The following is a 24,115-nucleotide window of genomic DNA, read 5'->3' on the forward strand; positions in this document are numbered from 1 at the left end:
ATGAAGACCGGAAAAAACCTGCTGAGCGCTGCGTTGCTGAGCTCGCTTGCCGCCTGTGCAAGCCATGCCAATGCCGCCGCGCCCTTGATGATTCAGGAGCAAGGCAGCTTCGCCGCTGGCGGGACGATGATCACCGCACCGGGCACGTTCGATCCACGCAAACCCATGACGCCAGATGGCCAGACTTACCACGGCGACCATGCCTACACCTTCTACCAAATCCCGGTCGATGCGCGAAAACTGCCCATCGTCATGTGGCACGGCGCAGGCCAGTTTTCCAAGACGTGGGAAACCACCGCTGACGGCCGCGAAGGTTTTCAGAATATCTTTCTGCGGCGCCAATACGGTGTGTATCTGATCGACCAGCCGCGCCGGGGCGATGCCGGGCGCAGCATGGTCGAGGCGACAGTCAAGCCTGTCCCGGACGAGCAACTGTGGTTCAACCAGTTCCGCATCGGCCTGTGGCCCAACTATTTCGAGGGTGTGCAAGTTGCCAAGGATGCGCAAACGCGCGACCAGTTCTTCCGTGCGATGACACCGAACACCGGGCCGTTCGACATGAACGTGGTCTCCGATGGCGTGTCGGCGGTCTTCGAAAAAATCGGCCCGGGCATCCTGTTCACGCACTCGCAGGGTGGCGGGCCGGGTTGGTTGACGGCGATCAAGAACGACAAGGTCAAGGCCATCGTCGCGTTCGAGCCGGGCAGCAGTTTCGTCTTCGCGCAGGGTGAAGTCCCCGCACCGATTCCCAGCGCATTCGACACGGTGCAAGGCGCAGCGGTGCCGATGGATCAATTCATGGCGCTCACGCGCATTCCGATCCTGATCCTCTACGGCGACAACATTCCGGAGCACGCCGTCGACCTGCCCGCCCAGGACAGTTGGCGCGCCCGCCTCACCATGGCCCGACTTTGGCGCGATGCCGTCAACCAGCATGGCGGTGATGTGCGGCTGATCCACTTGCCGGAGATTGGCATCAAGGGCAACACGCACTTCCCCATGTCGGATTTGAACAACGTGCAGATTGCGGATCTGGTGTCCGGGTTTCTGACAGAAAAGCATCTGGATTGACGGCTACAGAACTTTTTTCAAACGGCCTTTTTAGTGCTCCGGAGATGCTTATGAGATACACCCTTTTGAAAGCTTCGCTGATGGCCGCCATGGTTGGTATGTCTGCTGGCGAAGCCGGTGCCGCCGACTACAAGAAGAACCCGTTCACCCTGGCCTACGACGGCGCCATTGCCAGGAATGAACCCGGCAAGGTCAACATCCATCCGGTCACCTACAAGCTCAATGACCTCGACATTGCGGCCAACGTTTACACCCCTGCCAACTACGATGCGAAGAAGGCTTATCCGACGGTGGTGGTGGCGCATCCGAACGGCGGCGTCAAAGAGCAAGTCGCCGGTTTGTATGCCCAGCGCCTGGCGGAACAAGGCTACATCACCATCTCCGCCGATGCCGCGTATCAAGGTGCAAGTGGCGGACAACCGCGCAGTATCGACAAGCCGGGGTACCGCATCGAGGACATCCACGGCATGGCGGATTTCATCACTCAGTATGCCGGCGTCGACGGCAAGCGCCTGGGCCTGCTCGGTATCTGCGGTGGCGGTGGCTACTCGCTGGCCGCCGCGCAAACCGACAAGCGATTCAAGTCGGTGGCGACTGTGAGCATGTTCAACTCCGGCCGGGTGCGTCGCAATGGCTACAACGACTCGCAACTGGACACCCTCGCGCCACGCCTGCAACAAGCTTCCGCTGCCCGCGCCCAGGAAGCGGCCGGCGGTGAAGTGCTGTATTCGGGTGATGCCAATCTCACTGACGAGCAGATCGCCAAGCTTCCGTTCGAGCTGTATCGCCAGGGTTATGAGTACTACTGGAAAACCCATGCCCACCCAAACTCGACGTTCAAATACACCACGAGCAGCCTGCTGGATCTGGTGCGCTTCGACGCGACCAACCAAATCGAACTGATCAATCAGCCGTTACTGATGATCGCCGGCAGCAAGGCCGACAGCTTGTACATGACCCAGGATACATTCCCCAAAGCCACCGGCACGAAAGACAAAGAGTTGTTCATCATCGACGGCGCCACGCACATCGAAACCTACTGGGTGCCCAAGTATGTGGACGCTGCATTCGGCAAGTTGACGCCGTTCTTCGCAAGAACCTTGTGACGGGCTCGTCGGGGTCGCGCATCCATGCGGAACCTGATTACATGGAATAATCCCGCGCTCCGCATGAGAGGCTCTCATCAATGTCCCGCGCCAACCTCAACGACCTGCAAGCCTTCGTGGTCATCACCCGCGAAGGCAACTTCACTCGCGCCGCCGCACAACTGGGCGTCTCGCAGTCCGCGCTGAGCCACACCATGCGCGCGCTCGAAACCAGGCTCGGCGTTCGCCTGCTCACCCGAACCACCCGCAGCGTTTCCCCTACGGAGGCTGGGCAACGGCTGTTTCTTTCGATGGCGCCGCGGTTCGAAGAAATTGAACTGGAGTTGGCGGCGGTCAGCGAGTTTCGCGACACCCCGGCAGGCAACGTGCGGATTTCAGCTTCCGAACATGCGGCGAACAACATCCTTTGGCCCAAGCTGTTGAAGGTCCTGCCCGACTACCCGGACATCAAGGTCGAAATCACCGTCGACTACGCCCTCTCCGACATCGTCGCGCAACGCTACGACGCCGGCGTGCGCCTGGGCGATCAGGTGGCCAAAGACATGATCGCCGTCCCGATCGGCCCCCCGTTGCGCATCGCGGTAGTGGGGTCGCCCGAATACTTCAAACAGCGGCCAATTCCAAAAGAGCCAAGGGATCTGGCCGCCCAAAACTGCATCAATCTGCGGCTGCCCACCCACGGGAGCCTGATGCAATGGGATTTTGAAAAGGAGGGTCACGAACTCAAGGCCCGTGTCGAAGGACAATGGACGTTCAACAGCAGCGTGCCGATCCTGCGCGCTGCCGTCGCGGGATGCGGCTTGGGGTTCCTGCCAGAAGATATGGTCGCGAAGGAACTTGCGGACGGAAGCCTTGTGCGGGTACTCGAAGATTGGTGCCAACCGTTTGCCGGTTACCACCTTTACTACCCCAATCGCCGTGAGCATTCTTCAGCGTTCGGCGTCGTGGTGGATGCGCTGCATTACAAGCGCTGAAGCGTCCATCGCTGAAAATGGCTCGTTACTTTGTCTCGTCCTTGGGGGTGCAGACGGTGTGGATATGGAACTGCACCCCGTCGAGTGATGCCTTGACCTGATCGGCTGCGTGCTGACAGGCCTCCTTGTTCTGATACTCGGCATGGTCGAGCGCCGGCGCTGGCAATGGGCTGTTTGTGCCAAGAATGATCCAGAGAATGTAATTCATGTTGCCTCGGATGCTGCGGGTAGATGAAGGAGTCTAGCCGTGGATTGATGACCGCGACACCGGGCATTTTTGAGTCTGTAGTCGATACCCGTCATGCAGGGACGTGGGCCGAGGCTGAGGGCCTGAGCCCGGATGCGATCGAGAAAATGTACAGCGGCCTGGTGAACCACGCCATTGCAGAAGAGTTGAAACACTGCGGCCCATCAACCCGACACCTGTCGCTAGTGTCAGGACTATCCGCCATGGATCGATCGCAGCCCTTCGCGACAGGCAACAATCGGCCAAAAACAGCCCGTCAGGTGTGCCTATGAAACCAGGACCGATTCAGAAGTCGCTCTGCTGGCGATTCAATATTATGATCGAAAGGCCAGCGAGGCTTGTACGATCGTGGCAGGCCAGGAGTTAGAACGGTTTGCCTAAGCCTTGAGAGCGCTTGCAAGGTCGCTCTTCACCCTCGCGTTAATATTGAAGAATGTTTATGCGATTAGCGGTGACTCCTGCAGTAGACAATAACTATCGAGGGAGCGAAACATGAATGGTGATGGGGTAATGGAAAACAAGATTGGCAAAGGACAGTCTTTTGCCAAACGAATCTACCTGCCACGCCTTATTGGCCTGGCGATTGGCATGCTGAGCGTACTGGCCGCCATTGCGCCGCTGGGCCTGCCGGGATGGGTATGGGTACTGTTGCTTTTCAACGGCTTGGTTTGGCCGCACCTGGCCTATCAATTGGCCACCCGTGCTAGTGAGCCATATCAGGCGGAGCGGCGCAACTTACTCTACGACTCAGTGATGGGCGGGTTCTGGACCGCGACCATGCAGTTCAATCCGTTGCCTGCCGTCACCATTCTTTCGATGATGACGATGAACAACGTCGCTGCAGGCGGCCAGCGTTTATTCGTGCATGGCGCGCTGGCCCAAGTTGTCGGAATTCTGCTTGCGATAACACTGTTCGGCCCGCAGGTGCAACTTACTGCAACCGCCCTACAGATCTACGCCTGCTTGCCAATGCTGACGCTCTACCCATTAGCGCTGGGCTGGGTCTGTTATCGCCTGGCCATTAAGCTCGCCGACCACAAGCGCCGTCTTAGCGCCCTGAGCTGTACCGACAGTCTCACCGGCCTGCTCAATCATGGGGCGTGGAAGGATTTGCTTCACCTGCAGTTTTTCGCCTTCCGGCAGGAGAGCTTCGAAACGGTGATCGCGATCATTGATGTCGATCACTTCAAACAGATCAACGACACTTACGGCCATCTCGTTGGCGACAGCGTGCTACGCCAGCTGAGCGCCGAACTTAAGAAAAACCTTCGCCAAGGTGACCTAGCCGGTCGCTTTGGTGGAGACGAGTTCTGTGTGATCCTGCCCAACAGCCCACTGAGCCAGGCTGGCGAAATTATGGAACGACTGCGAGGGGCAATGGGCAACTACCGCAATGAGCAACTGCCTGAGCTGCGAGTCACCCTGAGTATCGGCTTGGCATCGTGCTGCAGTGCAATGACCGACGCCGCAGACTGGCTCAACGAAGCCGACAAGGCACTGTATGCGGCCAAGAACAGTGGGCGCGACAAGGTCCATTTCACCTTAGGCGACATCGTCAACGCACCTTGAATCACAGTGGATTCGCTAGACACCTAGTAAACCAATTTTTTGATCTGTAAACCAATGAGGTTAACAACTCAAAAAAGTGGTTTATAGCAACCAGGTAATTTCCTCGTGGAAACTGCTGGGATAATGCCCCGATGGAGCTCGTGTTTCGCAGCTTGAAAACGGAATGGACCAGCACACGCCGTAGTTACGACCGGCAGAGAACGGCCAGACTCGGTCGCTCGACAGCCGTACTCTCATCGTCGAGAATGAGCCGGGCACTCAGCGCCCGATGGCGATCAGCAATACTAAGGGATGGTTCCGTCCACAGGACTCGCGAGGAAGCACATGATCGATGGTTCCGCCGTTTTGACAGTTTTTTTGGTCTACTTGGCCGGTGTCGTTATCCCTGGGCCAAATTTCGTCGCAGTGATCCATAAAGCGGTGGCTGCTACACGGTCAGAAGCTCTGGCCTTGGTAGCGGGTATCGTACTGGTCAACTTGTTCTGGTCCACCTGTGCAATTGCAGGTCTCGGGATTGTATTTGCTGCGCTCCCTTGGGCTGCACTTGCTGTAAAGGTTCTAGGGGCCGCCTACCTCATGTGGTTCGGATTCCGACTGTTGATCAATGCGGGGAAGAATGCGCTTGGGCCGCTAAATGATGCCGTCGCCGGTAGTTGCAGGCAGTCTTTTATTCAGGGGGTGATTACCAACATTGGCAACCCCAAGTCCATGGCCTTCTATGCCGCTGTTTTTTCAGCCGCTGCCCCCGCCCATGTTTCATTAGGCACGTTTTCGTCGATGCTGGCAGTTGTAGTGGTGGTTTCAATGACCTGGTATGGAATGGTCGCAATCGCTCTATCGCAGCCTAAGATTGCTTCCACGTATCAAGGTCGGAAAAAAGCAATCGATCGACTGTGCGGTGGTTTGATTTTGTCTCTGGGGATCCGCCAGCTGGTTTAGAACTTGTTCTGTGATACACGAGCTGCCCTTATGGACAGGCAGAAATCGGCCCAGAGTGTGTAAAAACACCTTCGCGAACCCTTGCTATGATTTCTGAGGATTTCATCGCAGGGATCGCCCATGAAGCGCTTTATCCAAGGTGAACATCGAGGCCAAGGCACCTTACTTCCCGAGAGCCTCGACGACTACGTCAGCGATACCAATCCGGTGCGCGTAGTCGACGTTTTTGTCGACGAACTCAACCTGGTTTCCTTGGGTTTTGACGGTGCTATTCCGGCTGACACAGGCCGTCCCGCTTACCACCCCGCGATCCTGTTGAAGATATACATCTACGGCTATCTCAACCGCATCCAGTCGAGCCGACGCCTGGAGCGAGAAGCTCAACGCAACGTCGAGCTGATGTGGTTGACCGGGCGTTTGATGCCGGATTTCAAGACCATCGCCAACTTCCGAAAAGACAACAGCAAGGCCATTCGAGGCGTCTGTCGCCAGTTCGTTGTGCTCTGTCAGCAGTTGGGACTGTTCGGAGAAAATCTGGTCGCCATCGATGGCAGTAAATTCAAAGCAGTCAACAACCGCGACCGCAATTTCACCAGCGCCAAACTGAAGCGGCGAATGGAAGAAATTGAATCGAGCATCAACCGTTACCTGACAGCACTCGATGCTGCCGATCGGCAAGAGCCAACAGCCTCCGAGCCCAGCGCCGTGCGGCTGGAGGAGAAAATTGCCAAGCTGAAGACGCAAATGAAAGAGCTTAAAGCGATCGAAATCCAGCTCAACGAATCGCCGGATAAACAGGTCTCACTGACCGATCCAGACGCCCGCTCCATGATGACGCGCGGCACGGGAATTGTCGGCTACAACGTGCAAACAGCGGTCGACACCCAGAACCATTTGATCGTTGCTCATGAAGTCACCAACTTCGGTTCCGACCGAGATCAACTCAGCTCGATGGCGAAGCAGGCTCGCGATGCCATGGCGTCCGAAACGCTGGCGGTGGTAGCTGACCGAGGTTACTTCAAGAGTGAAGAAATCCTTGCCTGTCACGACGCGGATATCACTGCCTACGTGCCAAAGCCGATGACTTCAAGCGCCAAGGCGGATGGTCGATTCAACAAAGATGCGTTCGTTTATGACGCGACGAAAAACGAATACATCTGCCCGGCTGGAGAGGCGCTGCCTTGGCGCTTCTCCAGTATTGAGAAAGGCATGAATATGCACTGTTATTGGAGTTCGAAATGCCAGGGTTGCGCGCTGAAAACGCAGTGCACGCCGAGCAAAAATCGTCGAGTAAGGCGCTGGGAACATGAAACGGTGCTGGAGGAAATGCAGCGTCGGTTGAACGATGCACCGGACATGATGCGAATCCGAAAAAGGACAGTTGAGCATCCCTTCGGGACGCTCAAACAATGGATGGGCTCAACGCATTTCCTGACGCGCAAACTGATTGGGGTAAGCGCTGAGATGAGTCTGAATGTACTCGCCTACAACATGAAGCGAGTTATGAGCATTATCGGTACAGCAAGCTTGCTGAAGGCGATGTCGGCGTAAAGTCTCGGTTTTCTCTGCCCCTGAAGGCGCTCAACCGCTACATAACCGCTTTGGAACGTCAGTAATGCTTATCACGGAAAACGCTTGGGCAATCGCATCGCCCAGAAACGCCTGAATGACGCACTCGATATACGAAAGCGTTTTTACACACTCTGGGCCAGAAGCTGACGTTCAAAACGCCATCAGAAATTTACCCGCAACAACCCCGTGAGTCCGTTCTCATGAACGTCGCTGGCAAACTGGCCGTTGTAGGTCAGGCTCAGGTTGGTAGCGGCTGTCAGGGCTGCCTCGTACCCGAAGTTGACGACCGTCACATCCTCGGCCAGCGGCACGCTGGGTATCCCGAATGTGTTTGTGGTGCGTGCGAATGACATGGTGTCGGAGGATTCAAGGTCGCCAAAAGTGTGTCGCCAGCCCAACCCGCCCTTCACCCGCATTGGCATGTCGTTGCTGAAAAATGTGTAGCTGGGCCGTACCCCCAGGGTGCTGAACGTCGCGTCGTTGTCGCTGCTGTCCACTGTGAGTGCCGCCGGCCCACCTTGTTCGTCGAAGCCATCGACATTCACATAGACCCAGGCGATGTCAGCGTATGGCTCCAGCACCATCGGCCCGGCGTTGAACCTGTACCCGACATCGCCGAAGACCTGGGTGGTATTGGCCGAGTAATCTGCGCTGGGGGCGTCACTGAAATCGCCGAAGCTCACCGTCCGCTTGGTATCGATCTCGTTGAACGTATAACTCGTGCCCGCCTTGAGCGACCACGGTCCGATCAGCTCGCCGATATAAATGCCGAGGGTATAGTTATCGCCGTTGGCCGAGCTGTAGGGCGCGTCCACGTCCGACCGTGTGTAGCCGAACAGAACGCCCAGCGTTGTGGTATCGGTGATGCGCGAGTCAATTCCCAGGAACATCCCGCCGGTGTTCACCGATACGTCACCTTGCTCCCGGTCTGCGCCGACACCTTGCACCCACGCGGTCAGGTTTGGGGCCAGTTGCACCCTGTTGTCCGATTGCAGGATGGGGGTGATCGGCTCGTCCAGTGGCGCATCCAGGCGGTCGAAAATCGCGTCCCGCACAAAGTGGCTGTCTTCCAGCATGACAGTCATGTGTGACGGGTAGATCTGTCCGGACAATTGATCAAGGGCAACCCGGATTTCACCCACGGTGGGCAACAGGACGATTCCGCCGAAGATCGGGTTGGTCGGCGGCAACTCATCCACGCCTCCCCCTGTCGAGGTTTGTGGCGGGGTGATCGCAATAGGGGGTAGCGGTGAACTGACACCGGGAGGGATCACTATCGGGGGCTCAGGCGTACCGCCACCAGGAGGAATCACTATTGGGTGCTCTGGCGTACCGCCACCGGGCGGCAACACAACTACTGGCGGTAATGGTGTACCGCCGATGGGCACCTCATTGCGGGCGACAAGAAAGTAAGCGTTGTTCTGGTCGTAAACGAGGCTGACGGTCGACAGCGGCAGTTCTCGGGTCGGATAGGTGAATGTGCCGTTGACGCCGCCGTCGGCGGTGAGGATCGCGTACCGCTGATTCACTACCGGGATAAAGCCATTAAGCAGGGTGGTGGCATTGGCATTGTTCAACGTGGCGGTCCCGCTGGCATGAATCAGGTCCTGCGCGCCGCTTGGATTGAAGTCAACGATGTAATTGGCCGTGGGTGCAGTGATCAGGTTTCCGGCGATGCTGAGGGTACCGGTTGTATCGCGGGCGGGACCTGGTGAAACGACACCGCCGATGGTGCTGCTCGGTAGTGTGCCGGTGCCACCGAGGAATGTCCCCGGATGGGTTGTCAGCTGGTTGGAGCTTGCGATTGAGCCATTGACGAACAGCAACCCGCTGTTCAGGTTGGTCGTACCGGTGTAGGTATTGCCGGCATTGAGGGTCACCAGTCCGCCAGGGCCGCCGTCACCGTCCATGGCCAGAGAGCCCGGGCCACTGATCACACCGTTCAGGGTGAAACCGGTGCCGACATTTTGCGTAAGTGAAGCGTTGCCGGTCAGGTTGACCGAGCGGCTTGTCGCGAAAGTCTGCTTGGTGTTCAGTCTGCCGTCGCCGATGGTCAATGACCCGGTGGGAGCCCCGAGGTTGTTGTCCGTATTGACGGAAAGAGTGCCAGCGTTGATGGTGGTGCCGCCGGTGTACGTGTTGTCACCGTTCAGCACCAGCGTCCCGCTGCCGTTCTGGGTAACACCACCGTTCCCGATGAGGTTATTGCCGATAGCGATCAAATCGGTGGAGTCGCTGACCACGCCGGGACCGTCGAAGGCAATTGGAAAGCCTACTATTACGTAATCTTGCCCGTTGGCTGCGAATACCCAGGATGATGGGCCTACCCCTGGCGAGAAGGTCATTTCGACCCTGTTTGCGCCGCTGCTGGTGAATAAAGCGTCTTCTCCCGGATTGTCAGGGACACCTTGAGGGGTCCAGGAGCCCGGGCATGTGTAACAACCAGAACCCGTCCAGACGAAAGTCTCGGCAAATACCGGCGCCACAGGCATCAGTCCGATCGAAAGCAACAAGATAATGGGGGGACGTGCCACGCTGCTCACCTCTAGAACAGGACGGCTGATCGCGTCATACACACGCAGCAAATCGCCAGTCAGTCGAGTTGTCACCCTTCGCGAAGAAGGTAGTGAACAGGGTAGTCAAGATTTCGGAGGCTCACCATGAGCTATATCCTTCGACTATTTTTTATTGTGGGTAAAGGTCGCTTAGCTGTTCGATGAACGTCCGATATGGGTCGAACTGCGACCACCGCTCGTTCTGACTGATCCACCCTTGTCCTCCATCAACATGGAGGACACGCCATGAATACCGCTACTAGATCCCGCCATCAGCCTTGGAACAAGGGAAAGCTTGTCGGGCAGAAAGCCCCGCTCCGAGTCAGAGATATCTGGGCCATCCGGATCAGACTCCAGCTCGCAGAGAAGACACGTGATTTGGCGCTTTTCAACTTGGCCATCGACAGCAAACTGCGTGCCTGTGACTTAACCAAGCTGCGAGTCCGAGACATCGCCCATGGGGAGCATGTGTCGTCACGGGCCATCGTGATGCAGCAGAAAACTCAGCATCCAGTGCAATTTGAAATCACTGAGCAAACCCGAACGGTATTGGAAGCTTGGATGCATCGGGCGCGTCTGCGAAGCGAGGACTTTTTGTTTCCGAGCCGATTGCACGACTCAGACCATCTTTCCACCAGACAGTACGCTCGAATAGTCAAAGCGTGGGTGACCGCCATTGGCCTTGACCCAACCATGTACGGAACTCATACGCTACGGCGGACCAAGGCATCGTTGATCTATCGCAGGACGAAGAATCTGAGAGCTGTCCAACTCCTGCTTGGTCATACGAAACTCGAAAGCACTGTCAGGTACTTGGGCATCGAGGTCGATGATGCTTTGGAAATGGCAGAGCAGACAGAGGTTTAACCAACACTGCGACGGTCTGGGCCAGACCGTCGCTATCCGGCCAAGAGGAGCCGTCCAGCCATCCAAAAACGGACGACTGATGCATTTACTGATTCGCCATGGAATGACAGAAATGGGCTACCTTGTTGACCCATTTACTCATAGCTCAGGGAGAGCGCCATGTCTGTAGAAATCCAGCTTTCGGAAAATGCGACTGAAGCAGAGCGGTTAGGAATTTTGACTCCATTACTGGCCCATAATCTGGCCAACGGTGGAGACGACGCCCATGAAACATTTGCCCTGTTGCTACGAGACCCAGACAGTAACGAAATTATAGGCGGGCTTTACGGCAGGTCTCATATCAATGGCTGCTCATTGATCTTGTCAGCGTTCCCGAGTCGATGCGTGGCAGAGGTATTGGAGAACGGCTGATGCGCATGGCCGAAGATATCGCACAGAAAAAGAGCTGCACTGGCATCTGGCTGGAGACCTTCAGCTTTCAGGCACCAGGCTTTTATCAAAAACTGGGCTACTCCGAGTTCGGACGCCTGGCAGACTATCCACCGGGACATACCCGGCTCTACTACCAGAAGCTGTTGTGCTGACAACGTTTTGATCTTTGCCCGATAGCTGTTTCATAGCAGACCACAATCGGCCAGAAACGGCCCCTCCAAATTCTCTCGCTCTGCGCTCGAAATTGAAGTATCTCCTTCCCGCAAGGGCGCGCAGATAATCCCTACGTCCGCCGAACCTTGCATAGGTATAGGGGGTATGCCTATCATGCGCAATGTATAGGTAGGGGGGGTATCCCATGGGTCATATTGCAGCAAACAAAGACGATCTTCTCAAGCGCGTAAAACGCATCGCCGGACAAATCCAAGCCGTTGAGCGGGCATTGGAGTCGGACCTCGATTGCGCCAAAACACTGCACCTTGTTGCCGCTACTCGCGGAGCCATCAATGGCTTGATGGAGGAAATCATCGAGGAACACGCGCGGGAGCATGTCGCGAACCCTGCTCTCAGCGAAGAGGAGCGTAACCAAGGCGTCGAGGAACTTCTTGAAGCCATTCGCCGTTACTCCAAGTGAACGCATCCAGGAACACGCTCATGAAGAGCACGAACATCAACTACACACACGACCATGTGTTCCTTGGCTCAGCGCACGACGAAAATGCCAAGCGTACGCTTTGGGTTGTGGCACTGACCGTTGTGATGATGGTTGGCGAGATCACCGCTGGCTATATCACAGGCTCGATGGCGTTACTGGCTGATGGCTTTCACATGGCAACTCATGCTGGCGCATTGGGCATCGCGGCGGCGGCTTATGGATACGCAAAACGCCACGCTTCCAGCCAGCGCTACAGTTTCGGTACCGGAAAGGTTGGAGACTTGGGCGGATTCGCCTCGGCGCTGATTCTCGGTATGGTCTCCCTGGGAATTGGCGTTGAGTCTGTCATGCGCCTCTTGCAGCCAACGGAAGTTCAGTTCGGCACCGCTACGCTCATCGCGATTGCCGGTTTGATCGTCAACATTGTCAGTGCCCTGCTGCTGGGCCACGGGCACAGTCATGGGCACGATCACGATCACGATCACGGCCATGCCCACGCCCATCACGGGAACGACAACAACCTGAAATCGGCCTACGTCCACGTCATTGCAGACGCGCTGACTTCCGTTCTGGCCATTGCTGCACTGCTCGCCGGCCGGTATCTCGGCTGGGTGTGGCTGGACCCGGTCATGGGCATTGTCGGCGCCATTGTTATTGCGCGCTGGGCATGGACCTTGATGGGGACCACCGCAGGAGTACTGCTGGATCAGACAGACGCACACGTTGCCGAGGAAATCCGCGAACTGGTTGAGAAACCGGGGGATGCCACTATCACGGACTTGCACGTCTGGCGGGTTGGACCGCAAGCCCATGCGGCCATCGTCAGCGTCCTTGGTGAGGCCACTGCGAACGCCGATAGCATTCGTGAACGTCTCAAGCCAGTTCACGAAGTCAGTCATCTGACAGTCGAGTTTCGACCTCTCTGATTCAGCACTTGCCCACCATTGTCTCCAAAGGAACCCGTAATGCCTCCAGGGAAACGTGAACTGGCACGAATCGAACGTCGGTTGATAACCACGCTCACCGAAGCGTGCGAAACAGCAAAAGGTGAAATCAAAGGCTTTGCTTGGCTCACCCACATCGCAAACCTGAACGCGTTGGCTGAAACCCTGAAGGTAATCTGGGTATTCGAGACCCTGGCTGACAGAAAGAACGCCCTGGTTGACGCTAAGGCGCGCATCTTCGAGTTGACGTCCATCGCGTTGAATGACGCCAACATCGACCTGATCCCTTCAGACCACAGTGTCCGATTCGACTCTGAGGAGGAGTGTCTGCGAACTCACGGAGGCGACTGGAAAATCCGCCTGACTCAATCACGTGCGGCCAAAGGTGGCTGACAATGGCTAAAGAAATCGAGAATCCCTGCATCTCAGTTTGCCAGCTCAGTGGTGATTTGTGTGTGAGCTGCGGGCGAAGCAAGGAAGACATCAGAAAGTGGAAACGCATGAAGCGGCCTGAAAAAATGGCCGCGGTGCAAAGGGCGAATGTGCGCTTGAAAGGGCTGAAGAAAGCACAGGGATAGTCACTTGTTCTGGATGACCGCTTTGGGTCGATGCTGTTGAAAAAGTCGGATTTTCAGCTCACCTGAACTCAGGCACGGCCACCAGCGGAGAACCTACTCACCACATTGAGTGGTTTTTCAGCCCTTCGTTGACCTTTACTGCTTTGTTATTGGGTTAATTTGAGGTTTTTTGCTTGGTGCAGGCGCGTGACTGGTGCCCCTTGAGAGGTAAGTTTGGCCAGCCGTCGCAGGTTCTGTACCGCGGCAGCCAACGTGAACTCATCGGTCGCGCCACTCATGCCACGTAGTCGCAAGCGATCCAGTTTCAGGATGCGCTTGAGGTGGGCAAATAACTTTGGAAAAGGTCGAGTGGTTGGGGACTTCATCTTAAAACAGTCGCTCCTGCCCACTTGATAACTGTCCCATCATGCTCTGTGATCCCCCGCCGGCCAATGAAGCAATTTTGCCGCAGGTCAGACAGGGGAGCTACTTTTTCAACAGAATCGCCCCATAGCGGACATTGGCGAAACTTAGGTGTACGAGTACTGAGTAAGCGTCCGGAAATTCACTTTCCGAACGGTGAGTAGCCGTTTGAAAGTCGCTAGCTGGCCCAGTTTTTGTTGCTGGCGCTTGCTGTAGCGTATGCCTACACTCCAAAAGCCTATCATTCCAGTACAGGGCGGCGGACAAGCTCGTGCAAGGGCGCTCACAAGGATATGTCGAGTTGGATCGTGAGCAATTACCTACCAGCAGGTGCATATTGAAAACAAATCCGTGCTGGGGAGCGTTGCTTGCGCTGGGAGGCTTGTTGGGGCTGGGCATGCCCTGCGTGGAAGCACGTACGCTGTCCCAGATTCAGGAAAGCGGCGTCCTACGCATATGCGTGGCTGGCTCAAGCGCTTCCTTCTACCGGACTAATGCGGAGGCGTTCGCGCAGTCACTCGGTTTACGCCCACAGGTAACGGAACTGCCGAGTTTCGATGCGCAGTTTCACGACGATCGGGGCGAGACCGTACGCGGGGAAAGCTACGACCCGAAGCTACTCGCCGACGGCCGCTGTGATCTTTATCCAAATGACTTGCATATCATCCCTTGGCGCGAAACGAAGATGTTGCTCGTGCCCTACTACCGGGTACGCAACCTGGTCATCGTCCATCGCTCCAACCAGCCCCAGGGCAACGAGGTGTCTGATTTGCTCGGTCTGACGGCGGCAGTGCAGAAGGGCACGGACTACGAGCAGTGGATCGATGAAGCCAACCGCGGTCCTCTCTCCAGTCAGCCGGTCAGAATGGTCTATGCGCCAACCGAACAGGCGGTGAAACTGGTCGCCGATGCGAAGGTGGATTTCACGGTATTGGGTAGCGAAAGCGCGCTGCGCTGGGCTCGTGAAGATCCCGAACGTCTCTCCATTGCGTTTCCGGTCAGCGAAGCGACCAGCGTTGGGTGGGGTGTTGCGCGCAACGCCCCGGATCTCGCGCGAGCGCTGGAGCGTTTCTTCCAGTCCAGCAATCGCATTGATTCGCCGCTCGATGCGAGCTGGCGGCGGTACTATCGCGTATCGCTCATGGAATACCGGCTGTTCGAGGATTCCTTCAACGAGGATAGCCTCGATATCAAAGCCGTAATGAGCTGGGCGATCCCGAGCTTGGTCGCGGTCCTGCTGTTGCTCGGCGCCATGCTGGCCTGGAACCGACGCCTCAACCGGGAAGTGGACGAGCGCAAGCGCGTTGCCGCAGAGCTGGCCGAGCGCGAAGCTTTCACCCGCGCGCTCATGGATACCAGCCCCGCCAGCCTGGTGCTGGCAGATCGGAACGGGGCCGTCAGGGAAGTAAGCCAACGCTTTTCACAGGCGACCGGTTATGTCAGCGAGGACCTGCTCGGGCGCAACGCCACGAGCCTGTATGTCGATCCTGAGGAGCGCGAACGCTTCCTCGAACTGCTGACCCAAAACGGCAAGGTCGAACACTTCGAGACCCGCCTGTTGCACAAAAATGGATCAATTCTCTGGGTTCTGGTCGGTGCATCATTCGTCACAATCCACGGTGAGACCCTGGTCGCCAGCTGGGTGCGCGATGTCACGGATCATCATGCGGCAGCAGTGGCGCTTAGCGAAGAACGCGCGCGGCTGCAGGCAATCCTCGATACGAGTCCAATCAACATAGCCTTTTCTACCCAGGGCGTGATCCGCTTCGCCAACCCCCGCTTCTGTGAAACGTTCGGCGTAGGCGTCGGTGACGCTGCTTCGCAGATTTACGCGAATGGGCATGATCGCGAAGCCATCGTCGAACGACTCACGGACGACGGCATCGCAAAGGGCCAGGAAGTACCGATGCGTGACCGGCAGGGGCGCGAACGCACCATGCTTGTCACCTACCTGCCAATCCAGATCCAGGGGGAGCAAGGGCTGCTCGGCTGGCTGCAGGATATCACCGAGCGCAAGGCAGCAGAGCACGCGCAGCAGCGGGCGAAGGAGATTGCTGAAGAGGCGACGCGGGCAAAAAGCGACTTCCTTGCAAACATGAGTCACGAAATCCGCACGCCCATGAATGCGATCATCGGCATGTCCTACCTTGCGCTGAAGACTTCGCTGGACCAGCGGCAGCGCGATTATGTCTCGAAGATCCATAAGGCGGGCACTTCGCTGCTTGGCATCATCAACGACATCCTCGACTTCTCCAAGATCGAGGCCGGCAAGCTGAGCGTCGAGGCAGTGCCGTTTGAGATCGATGCGGTGCTCGACAACGTGTCCTCGCTGATTGCGCAAAGGGCTTACGACAAGGGCATTGAGCTGCTGTTCGACCGGGCGTCGGACGTTCCCAAGACGCTGCTTGGAGATCCGCTGCGCCTGGGCCAGGTCATCCTGAACCTGGTAGGCAACGCAGTGAAATTCACCGAGCATGGGCAGGTGACAGTCGTGGTTCGCAACCTGGGCCGCACCGGCGGCAAAGTTCAGCTGCAGGTTCGTGTCCGCGATACCGGTATCGGCATGACTCCCGAGCAAACCGGGCGACTCTTTGAGGCCTTTGCCCAAGCCGATAGCTCTACCACGCGACAATTCGGCGGTACCGGCCTGGGCCTTGCCATCTCGAAGCGCATCGTCGAGCTGATGGGCGGAACGATCGCGGTGAACTCCGAACCGGGCAACGGCAGCACGTTCTCTTTCAGCGTCTGGCTTGGTCTTGACCAGCATATGCGTACGCAGCACCAGATTGTCCCTGCGGAGCTCGCCGGAGCGCGCGTCCTGGTCGTCGATGACAATGCCGACGCGCGCCAGATCCTTTCCGACATGCTTCGCGTAGCGGGGCTTTCGCCGGTCGCGGTGGCGTCAGGCGAGGCTGCTTTGGAGAGCCTTCGCGGTGCTGCGGCCGACGACCCGTTCCGGGTGCTATTGGTGGATTGGCAAATGCCAGAGATGGATGGCATCGAGACGACGCGCCGGGCGCTTGGCCTGCAGCCTGCACTGTACGCCGTCATGGTCAGTGCATTTGGGCATGACGAAATGCATGCCGCTGCGCAAGCGGCCGGCATTCGCGCGTTCCTGGTCAAGCCGGTCAACCAGTCCTCGCTGGTAGAGGTACTGGTCAACTTATTCGCGCCGCAAACGGGCGTGGTGGCGCTAACCGTACCCAATGCGCAGGCGCAGGTGCTCGCCGGAGTGCGCCTGCTCGTCGCGGAGGACAATGAAATCAACCAACAGATTGCCAGGGAGCTTCTCGAGGCTGCCGGTGCCCTGGTGGAAGTTGCCGGCAACGGCTGCGAGGCGCTGTCAATGTTGGCTGCAGCGCAATACGACGCGGTGCTGATGGACGTACAGATGCCGCAGATGGATGGTCTCGAGACGACCCGGCGTATTCGCGTCGAGCCTCACTGCGCACAGATCCCGGTGATTGCTATGACCGCACATGCCAGGGTCGAGGACCGGGAGCGCTGCATCGAGGCGGGCATGGACGACCATGTGACCAAGCCCGTGGATCCGCAAGCACTCATCGCCACGGTTCTGCGCTGGGTCGTACCTCGGTCGGCGGCAGTGGAGCCGTCCAGCGCCGCATCGGGCGAGGAGCGCCTACCGGACATTCCAGGGCTAGATAGCGCCGACGGACTGAGGCGAGTGGCGGGCAATCGCCAGCTATACATCAAGCTGCTGGGTCAATTTGCCGACCGCTGGGCTTTGGCAGGGCAAGCGCTGGGGAACGCGCTGCGCGCGGGTGATCGGGCGACGGCCGAGCGAATGGCCCATACCGTGAAAGGCGTTGCAGGCAACCTCGGCTTCAGCGGCCTGCAAGTCATGGCCGGTAAGCTGGAAACCGCGATCAGGGCGCACGCTGAGTCGGACGCATTGGTGAATGAATTGATCGAAGCGCTCTCGCTGGCCGTGCATGCGATTCGCCAAGCGCTGGGTAGCGGCCAGGCAGCACCGGCAGTGGTATCGAGCGTCGACTGGGCACAGCATGCCATAGCGCTCATGCACCTGCTGGAGGCCAATGACGGAGCAGCGCCGGATTATCTGGAGCAGTATGCGGATTCGTTGCGCGGAGCACTCGGCCAGGACAGTTTCGAGCAGTTGCTGAATGAGGTGGACAACTTTGACTTCGAGGCCGCACGGCTAACACTCAAACGTGCATCGACGGCCCGCGATACCCCGTGCTGGAGGGAGCATCATGAGTGAAACGCTAAACTACTCACTTAGCCCGATCATCCTCATTGTCGATGATACGCCGGAGAACATTAAGCTGATCAATGGCCTGCTGAAGGACATCTACCGCACGCGGGTGGCCATCAGCGGTGAGCGCGCGCTGAAGGCAGCGGTGCAGGAGCCTCGCCCGGATCTGATTCTGCTCGACATCATGATGCCTGATCTGTCGGGGTATGAGGTGGCAGAGCAGCTCAAGCGCGATCCGCGCACCGCTGATATCCCGATCATCTTCATCACCGCCATGGCGACAATGGAAGACGAGATCCTGGGTTTGCAGATGGGCGCCGTGGACTACATCACCAAGCCGATCAACCCACCCATCGTGCTGGCTCGGGTGGAAACCCAATTGAAGATCAAGGCGGCCGCCGACTTTTTGCGTGATCAGAAGGCTTACCTTGAGCAGGAAGTCCAGCGCCGCACCGCCGAGCTCACCGCCATCCAGGATGTGACCATTCAGGCCATGACCTCGCTGGCCGAAACCCGCGACAATGAGACGGGTAACCACATTCGACGAACTCAGCACTACGTCAGACTACTGGCCGAGATGCTTCGCGAACATCCGAGGTTCCAGCATTTTCTCAATGACGAGAGCATCCGCCTGCTGTTCAAGTCGGCTCCGCTGCATGACATCGGCAAGATCGGCATACCCGATGACATACTGCTCAAGCCGGGGCGCCTCACGCCGGAAGAGTTCGAGACGATGAAGACCCATACGGTACTGGGACGCGATGCCATCCGGCATGCCGAAGAGCAGTTGGGCATCTCGGTGGGATTTCTGTGCCTTGCCAAGGAGATCGCCTACAGCCACCACGAGAAGTGGGATGGTACCGGTTATCCCGACGGGCTGAGTGCCGATGACATCCCCATCAGCGCCAGGCTCATGGCGGTGGCGGATGTCTATGACGCGCTGATTAGCCGACGCGTATACAAGAAGGGCATGTCACACGATCAGGCGCTGGAGATAATCCGCCAGGGATGTGCTACGCATTTCGACCCAGAAATCTGCGAGGTTTTCCTGGCCAACCATGAGCAATTCCAGGCTATCGCGGTGCGTTTTGCTGATCGCGGTCAGGATGGTTAATCAACGCGTCGCCGTGAAATCAATGCCCAGGGCTTCACCGACAACAACGGAACACGACTTTTTCGTGGAGTGCCTCCCTATGACCTTGGCCCGCAAACTGTTTATTGGCGTCGCACTGGCCGGCCTGCTACTCGGCGGTTGCACCTCCCAAGTCACCGAACGCGAGCAGTACTCGGGCTTCCTGTCCAACTACGACAACCTGCAGGAAGTGACCACCACCACGGGCGAGAAGGCCATGCGCTGGGTGAGTCCGTCGTGGAACCCGAATGCCTATGACACCATAGCGTTCCGAACGCTGGAGTTTTATCCCGCGCCCAAACCCAACGAGCAGGTCAATCAGCAGACGCTGGCCGAGTTGCAGGACTTCATGTCGAGGAAGGCCAAGCTCGTGCTGGGCCAGAAGTACCAGAGGGTGTCTAACGCGGCCGCTGCACCGGCCGGATCACGCACTCTGATCCTGCGTGCGGCCATCACTGGCGTCAGCGCTTCGAACGAAGGCATGAAGTGGTATGAAGTGATGCCGATTGCGGCGGTTGTCGGCGCGACACAAGCCGCCACCGGATACCGGGACCAAGACACTAATCTGTTCATCGAAGCCGAGTTCATTGACGCGAAAACCCATCAGACAATCGCCAAAGTGGTGCGTAAGGTATTCGGCACGCAGCTGAAAAACGAGAGTCAGCGAATCACCACCAAGGACTTTAAAGACGCTATCGAAAATCTGAATACCGACCTCTGGACGTTCATTCACCGTTGACCATTACCTGGCTTCCACCGGATTACAAGGGTGACGTGCCTGCGGTCAACATGGAAAACGTCGGCGCCAAGTACCCGGCCACCTTCGTCGATGCCAAGGGTGAGTTCCTCTCGGGCAGCAATGCCTACGCAAACCTGGAGATTTGCAAAAGCAGTAAACATGAATGCCTCGGAGATATGAGCGTAGGAGCGCTCATATCTCCGAGTAAGTGGCTTGAAGTCATTAGGGGCGGTTTTTACCCACCGTTACCTAACCTCGTACGAAAGCGAGCAAATCGGCGTTGATCGTATCGGCGTTCGTCGTAGGCATTCCGTGTGGGTAGCCCGAGTAGATTTTCAGCGTGCTGTTTTGCAACAGTTTGGCTGACAAGAGTCCAGAATTTTCATAAGGCACGATCTGATCATCATCACCATGCATCACCAGCACGGGGATCGTGATGCTTTTCAGGTCTTCGGTAAAATCGGTCTGAGAAAAGGCCACGATCCCATCATAATGTGCCTTTGCGCTGCCCATCATCCCTTGTCGCCACCAGTTCAAGATGATGCCCGCTGACGGTTTGGCACCAGGGCGGTTATACCCGTAGAAAGGTCCGGTCGGGATATCGTGGTAGAACTGCGCGCGGCTGGCCTTCAGCTGTGCCTGCAAGTCATCGAAAACCGATTTTGGCAGCCCGCCGGGGTTGTTGTCGGTCTTCACCATCAACGGCGGTACGGCGCTGATGATGGCGGCCTTCGACACTCGGTCTTCGCCGTGGCGAGCAATGTAGTGGATGACTTCCCCACCGCCGGTGGAGTGTCCTACATGGACAGCACCTCGTACGCCAAGATGGTCGACTACGGCCGCAACGTCATCGGCATAGTGATCCATGTCGTGCCCGTCCCAGACCTGACTGGATCGCCCGTGGCCGCGTCGGTCATGTGCAACGACCCGGTAGCCGTTGGCCAGAAAAAAGAGCATCTGCGCATCCCAGTCGTCCGCACTGAGTGGCCAACCGTGATGAAAGAAGATCACTCGGGCATCGCGCGGCCCCCAGTCTTTGTAAAAGATCTCAACACCGTCCTGCGTAGTGACATACCCCATGTTCGCATCTCCTGTATGAAATGGAGGCCATGATCAGAGTCGTGTTCTGATCGTGTCCCTTATTGAACAAAGTGCAGCCCACCCAACAGGCGGTCAGAGGAGCCGATCCTGGTCTGGCTCACTTGCCCCTGAGTTCCATTAAATCTGCGCCGCTTGGCCGCCAGATCACTTAAGGTTTAAAGTCAGCTTTAAGGTCAATGGCTTTTTTGGGTGGAATATGAGAATAGGCGAACTGGCGAAAATCAGCGGATTGGCGCCTTCACGCATCCGTTTCTACGAAGCGAGCGGCCTGATCATATCTGTCGAGCGCAAAGCCAACGGCTATCGGGACTATGCACCTGACACGGAGCGGGTTCTGGGAATCATTACCGGCGCACAGGCTGCGGGGTTTTCATTGGAAGAAATCCGCCAATTACTGCCGATGAATGCGAACGGTTGCCAGCATGACGCGTTGCTCAGTGGGCTCAGGCGCAAGGTTGAGGAAATCGAGATCCTGCAGCAGCGGCTGGCCCTGAATAAAGCGCAACTGCTACTGGTCATCGAGGGCGTCGAGAGCAAGCCCGAAGGCATGGGTTGTGCGGACAATACGCAGATGCTGTTGCAACGTCTGCGCGAAGAAGGTGTGGCGGCAGTTTCAGGCAAGCCGTGATGTGCGTCTTCCAAGTGAAGGCAACCATGTCCGGAGTACATCCGATCGAGAAGCGGTTGTGAAGCAAAGTACCGCTTAGAATGTTTCTACTCCTTTGTCGGTCGCCGAAAGTGCAAATATATATAAGCTCGCCTGGTTTGCGTCAGCAAGCAGCTGGTAAGCCGTGTGAAGGTGCCCGCCTTTCTATTTATAGAGCGATTGTGTATTGGAATATGGGGAATGCTTATAGATTGGAAAGACGGGATGCTTACCATTCGCGGCAGCAGCGACAAGCTGAGGTGTAGAGCTTGCCGTGATGAGCCGGGGGCTTGCGAAGATGTGCAGAAAAAACCAGTCTTGTCTGATAGACACGCGCAAGTTGCTGAGGCACATTGGGCAAGGATATCTATTTAGTTAGAAATATGAGGGACTTGTGAAATCGCATAGCATTTTGAATTGCAACTGGCAATATTCAGCAAGTGATTTTGCAGACTGCCGAAACATTGCCAAGGGCGCTGTTTTCATTATTGCGTCGGGGAGTTCCGCGAAGGACTTTCCTATTGAGCGATTTGCAGACATTCCGATGATTACCATGAATGGCGCAATCTCGATGTTTGCTAAAACAGATATCAGGCCATTTTTTTACGCGTGCACTGACTTAGGTTTCCCCCGTCAGCAACCAGAATTATTTACCGTGGCGCTGAAGCTCAGCCAGCATGTTGCTCTGTGGAAAGATCAGCTGGACGCATTGCCCGTAGTACCGGCCGGAAGAGTCTTTCCACTGAAAAAGGTGAGGGATCCATCCTTGCTGGAGGCACTGGTAACACGCGAAAAGGGCCTGATACGCAACCGTGCATTTTGGGGCAAGCGATCTAGGTCACTGGGGTTCAGCAAGGATCTATCACTCGGGTTTTTCGATGCCCGCACTGTAGCCTACCTGGCCTTGCAGATTGCTTATCATGTCGGTTTCACCAAAGTGTTCCTTGTAGGTGTCGACCTGAACCAATCTGTGGGTCGCTTCTATGAAACCGGCAAGGTCGCTGTATCGCCCTGCGGGTTGGATCAGCACTTCCCTCGAAGAATTCTGCCTTCATTGCAGCTAATGGCCAACAAAGTGATGGGCGATCAGTTCGCCGTTTACAATCTTTCCCCCACGTCACGAATTCCGAAGTCAGTGATTCCGAAAATTGGCCTTGATGACGTTGAGGCTCTGCTCAGGCATACATAATGTGTCTTTAAATGCAGCACGTGACCAACGCAGCACGGTACAACTGACCGAATTTTTCGCTTCAACAATAATAAATGCGCAGTTCCACCCAGGCAGAGCGCCCGATTGAACATCGATACCCGAATCAAGTTCCGTCATCTGGTGTGTTTTCTCGAAGTGGCGCGCCAGGGCAGCCTGGCCCGTGCTTGCGACAAGTTGGCCATCAGCCAGCCCGCGCTTTCCAAAACGCTGAAAGAACTGGAATCCCTGCTGCAAGCCTCTCTGTTTGAACGCAGTAAAAAGGGCTCGACACTGACCGAGGCCGGGGTGGCCTTTTTGCGGTATGCGGGCCCGAGCGTGCAATCGCTGCGTGAAGGGGTCAACAGTTTGCGCTCCGGGGTACATGAACCCATTACCGTGCAGCTTGGTGCGCTGTCCACGGTCGAAAGCCTGTTGGTGCCTGAAGTGGTCGCCCGTCTACACGAGCGACATCCCGCGCTGGTGGTCAGTGTGGTGACCGGGCCCAGTGCCTACTTGCTGTCCCGACTGCGGGTCGGTGAACTGGATCTGGTGGTCGGCAGAATGACCGATAGCCCATTGATTCTCGGGCTGGCGTTCGAACACCTCTACAGCGAATCCATGACCCTAGTGGTCCGTAGCGGCCATCCATTACTCGCCGATTCACTGGGGCATAAAAATCTCGAAGACTATCCGCTGGTGTTGCCGTCGGCAGGGACGACGATCCGCAAGTTCGCCGACAGCCTGTTTGTGCAGCACGGGATAACGCCATCCCGACAACGCCTGGAAACCCTTTCGGTGGCCCTGAGCCGACGCTATGTGCAATGCAGTCAGGCCGTCTGGGTTGCGCCATTTGACGCCGTCAGGCAGGACTTGAGGCAAGGCGATTTGATGGAGCTGGACCTTGGGATGCGTGAACCTGGCGGTTCCGTGGGGCTCTGCACAAATCCGGTGTTGCCCGTGACACCCGCAGCCCAGTGGTGCGTGGAAGCGTTGCGCGAGGTCGGTGAGGAATACCGGGAGGGCAAATATCCATAACCATATGGATATGCTTCAAGTCGTTTTTTTCAATTTTTGGTTGGGTCGCACAAGCGGAAACTGGGTGTCACGTCGCTGCCAAGGCAGTGCCCGCCTCCGTCCAACCATAACAACAGGAAAAACGA

20 protein-coding genes and 3 pseudogenes are annotated in these 24,115 nt (G+C 57.0%); 19 read left to right on the forward strand and 4 right to left on the reverse strand.

Going from position 1 to position 24,115, the window contains the following annotated elements; all coding sequences use genetic code 11:
- The 3 genes from CKW19_RS04375 to CKW19_RS04385 all read left to right on the forward strand — a co-directional run bounded on the left by CKW19_RS04375 (position 1) and on the right by CKW19_RS04385 (position 3,151).
- The gene (locus tag CKW19_RS04375) at positions 1-1,071 is read left to right on the forward strand and encodes an alpha/beta fold hydrolase (protein ID WP_095056765.1); all 1,071 of its coding nucleotides are present in this window, start codon (positions 1-3) and stop codon (positions 1,069-1,071) included.
- 50 nt (positions 1,072-1,121) lie between these two features.
- Positions 1,122-2,177 carry an alpha/beta hydrolase gene (locus tag CKW19_RS04380; RefSeq protein WP_095056766.1) on the forward strand — a complete coding sequence of 352 codons (1,056 nt, stop codon included), beginning with the start codon at positions 1,122-1,124 and terminating at the stop codon, positions 2,175-2,177.
- A gap of 80 nt (positions 2,178-2,257) precedes the next feature.
- A complete protein-coding gene (locus tag CKW19_RS04385) occupies positions 2,258-3,151 on the forward strand; it encodes a LysR family transcriptional regulator (RefSeq protein ID WP_095056767.1) in 894 nt (297 codons plus the stop codon).
- A gap of 25 nt (positions 3,152-3,176) precedes the next feature.
- Here CKW19_RS04385 and CKW19_RS04390 read toward each other — a convergent pair whose 3' ends face one another.
- Positions 3,177-3,359 carry a hypothetical protein gene (locus CKW19_RS04390; RefSeq protein WP_095056768.1) on the reverse strand — a complete coding sequence of 61 codons (183 nt, stop codon included), beginning with the start codon at positions 3,357-3,359 and terminating at the stop codon, positions 3,177-3,179.
- Between the two features lie 101 nt (positions 3,360-3,460).
- Between CKW19_RS04390 and CKW19_RS28985 the strand changes: the two are divergent.
- The 4 genes and pseudogenes from CKW19_RS28985 to CKW19_RS04410 form a co-directional block, all read left to right on the forward strand.
- A pseudogene (locus CKW19_RS28985) lies at positions 3,461-3,584 on the forward strand (isochorismate-pyruvate lyase); the annotation flags it as partial.
- Positions 3,585-3,908: 324 nt separating this feature from the next.
- On the forward strand, positions 3,909-4,967 hold the full coding sequence (locus tag CKW19_RS04400; RefSeq protein ID WP_095056931.1) for a diguanylate cyclase: 1,059 nt from the start codon (positions 3,909-3,911) through the stop codon (positions 4,965-4,967).
- Positions 4,968-5,291: 324 nt separating this feature from the next.
- Positions 5,292-5,906, forward strand: coding sequence for a LysE family translocator (locus CKW19_RS04405; protein WP_095056769.1), 615 nt, complete (start codon positions 5,292-5,294; stop codon positions 5,904-5,906).
- A 120-nt stretch (positions 5,907-6,026) separates the two neighbouring features.
- Positions 6,027-7,457, forward strand: coding sequence for an IS1182 family transposase (locus tag CKW19_RS04410; protein ID WP_095056770.1), 1,431 nt, complete (start codon positions 6,027-6,029; stop codon positions 7,455-7,457).
- Between the two features lie 182 nt (positions 7,458-7,639).
- Here CKW19_RS04410 and CKW19_RS04415 read toward each other — a convergent pair whose 3' ends face one another.
- Complete coding sequence (locus CKW19_RS04415; RefSeq protein WP_160012828.1) at positions 7,640-9,823, reverse strand: autotransporter domain-containing protein; 2,184 nt, start codon at positions 9,821-9,823, stop codon at positions 7,640-7,642.
- Between the two features lie 456 nt (positions 9,824-10,279).
- Here CKW19_RS04415 and CKW19_RS04420 point away from each other — a divergent pair, with 456 nt between their 5' ends.
- The 6 genes and pseudogenes from CKW19_RS04420 (at position 10,280) to CKW19_RS04445 (ending at position 13,509) form a co-directional block, all read left to right on the forward strand.
- Positions 10,280-10,900, forward strand: a complete 621-nt coding sequence (locus tag CKW19_RS04420; protein WP_095056772.1) for a tyrosine-type recombinase/integrase — start codon at positions 10,280-10,282, stop codon at positions 10,898-10,900.
- Between the two features lie 159 nt (positions 10,901-11,059).
- Positions 11,060-11,484 (forward strand): annotated as a pseudogene (locus CKW19_RS04425) (GNAT family N-acetyltransferase).
- 206 nt (positions 11,485-11,690) lie between these two features.
- Positions 11,691-11,966: a metal/formaldehyde-sensitive transcriptional repressor gene (locus tag CKW19_RS04430; RefSeq protein WP_095056773.1), complete on the forward strand. Its 276-nt coding sequence runs from the start codon at positions 11,691-11,693 to the stop codon at positions 11,964-11,966.
- A 20-nt stretch (positions 11,967-11,986) separates the two neighbouring features.
- Positions 11,987-12,913 (forward strand): CDF family Co(II)/Ni(II) efflux transporter DmeF, encoded by a 927-nt coding sequence (dmeF, locus tag CKW19_RS04435; protein WP_095056774.1) that lies wholly within the window; start codon positions 11,987-11,989, stop codon positions 12,911-12,913.
- A gap of 39 nt (positions 12,914-12,952) precedes the next feature.
- Positions 12,953-13,324 (forward strand): hypothetical protein, encoded by a 372-nt coding sequence (locus CKW19_RS04440; RefSeq protein WP_095056775.1) that lies wholly within the window; start codon positions 12,953-12,955, stop codon positions 13,322-13,324.
- Between the two features lie 2 nt (positions 13,325-13,326).
- Positions 13,327-13,509: a DUF1289 domain-containing protein gene (locus CKW19_RS04445; protein WP_008033373.1), complete on the forward strand. Its 183-nt coding sequence runs from the start codon at positions 13,327-13,329 to the stop codon at positions 13,507-13,509.
- 146 nt (positions 13,510-13,655) lie between these two features.
- On the opposite strand, the pseudogene CKW19_RS04450 reads toward CKW19_RS04445, so the two are convergent.
- A pseudogene (locus CKW19_RS04450) lies at positions 13,656-13,841 on the reverse strand (hypothetical protein); the annotation flags it as partial.
- A 371-nt stretch (positions 13,842-14,212) separates the two neighbouring features.
- Here CKW19_RS04450 and CKW19_RS04455 point away from each other — a divergent pair.
- The 3 genes from CKW19_RS04455 to CKW19_RS04465 all read left to right on the forward strand — a co-directional run bounded on the left by CKW19_RS04455 (position 14,213) and on the right by CKW19_RS04465 (position 20,019).
- Positions 14,213-18,154, forward strand: coding sequence for a response regulator (locus CKW19_RS04455; protein WP_095056776.1), 3,942 nt, complete (start codon positions 14,213-14,215; stop codon positions 18,152-18,154).
- The gene (locus tag CKW19_RS04460) at positions 18,147-19,262 is read left to right on the forward strand and encodes an HD-GYP domain-containing protein (protein ID WP_095056777.1); all 1,116 of its coding nucleotides are present in this window, start codon (positions 18,147-18,149) and stop codon (positions 19,260-19,262) included. The genes CKW19_RS04455 and CKW19_RS04460 overlap by 8 nt, the downstream gene beginning before the upstream one ends.
- Before the next feature lie 79 nt (positions 19,263-19,341).
- On the forward strand, positions 19,342-20,019 hold the full coding sequence (locus CKW19_RS04465; RefSeq protein WP_095056778.1) for a DUF3313 domain-containing protein: 678 nt from the start codon (positions 19,342-19,344) through the stop codon (positions 20,017-20,019).
- Positions 20,020-20,268: 249 nt separating this feature from the next.
- On the opposite strand, the gene CKW19_RS04470 is transcribed toward CKW19_RS04465, so the two are convergent.
- Complete coding sequence (locus CKW19_RS04470; protein ID WP_095056779.1) at positions 20,269-21,099, reverse strand: alpha/beta fold hydrolase; 831 nt, start codon at positions 21,097-21,099, stop codon at positions 20,269-20,271.
- A gap of 217 nt (positions 21,100-21,316) precedes the next feature.
- Between CKW19_RS04470 and CKW19_RS04475 the strand changes: the two genes are divergently transcribed.
- The 3 genes from CKW19_RS04475 (at position 21,317) to pcaQ (ending at position 23,990) form a co-directional block, all read left to right on the forward strand.
- On the forward strand, positions 21,317-21,748 hold the full coding sequence (locus tag CKW19_RS04475) for a MerR family transcriptional regulator (RefSeq protein ID WP_095056780.1): 432 nt from the start codon (positions 21,317-21,319) through the stop codon (positions 21,746-21,748).
- Between the two features lie 412 nt (positions 21,749-22,160).
- The gene (locus tag CKW19_RS04480; RefSeq protein WP_095056781.1) at positions 22,161-22,955 is read left to right on the forward strand and encodes a lipopolysaccharide biosynthesis protein; all 795 of its coding nucleotides are present in this window, start codon (positions 22,161-22,163) and stop codon (positions 22,953-22,955) included.
- A gap of 105 nt (positions 22,956-23,060) precedes the next feature.
- Entirely contained in the window at positions 23,061-23,990 is a 930-nt protein-coding gene (pcaQ, locus tag CKW19_RS04485) for a pca operon transcription factor PcaQ (protein WP_095056782.1), read from the forward strand.
- Positions 23,991-24,115 lie beyond the last annotated feature (125 nt).

It is taken from the genome of Pseudomonas sp. Irchel s3f7 (assembly GCF_900187615.1).
GTDB lineage: Bacteria > Pseudomonadota > Gammaproteobacteria > Pseudomonadales > Pseudomonadaceae > Aquipseudomonas.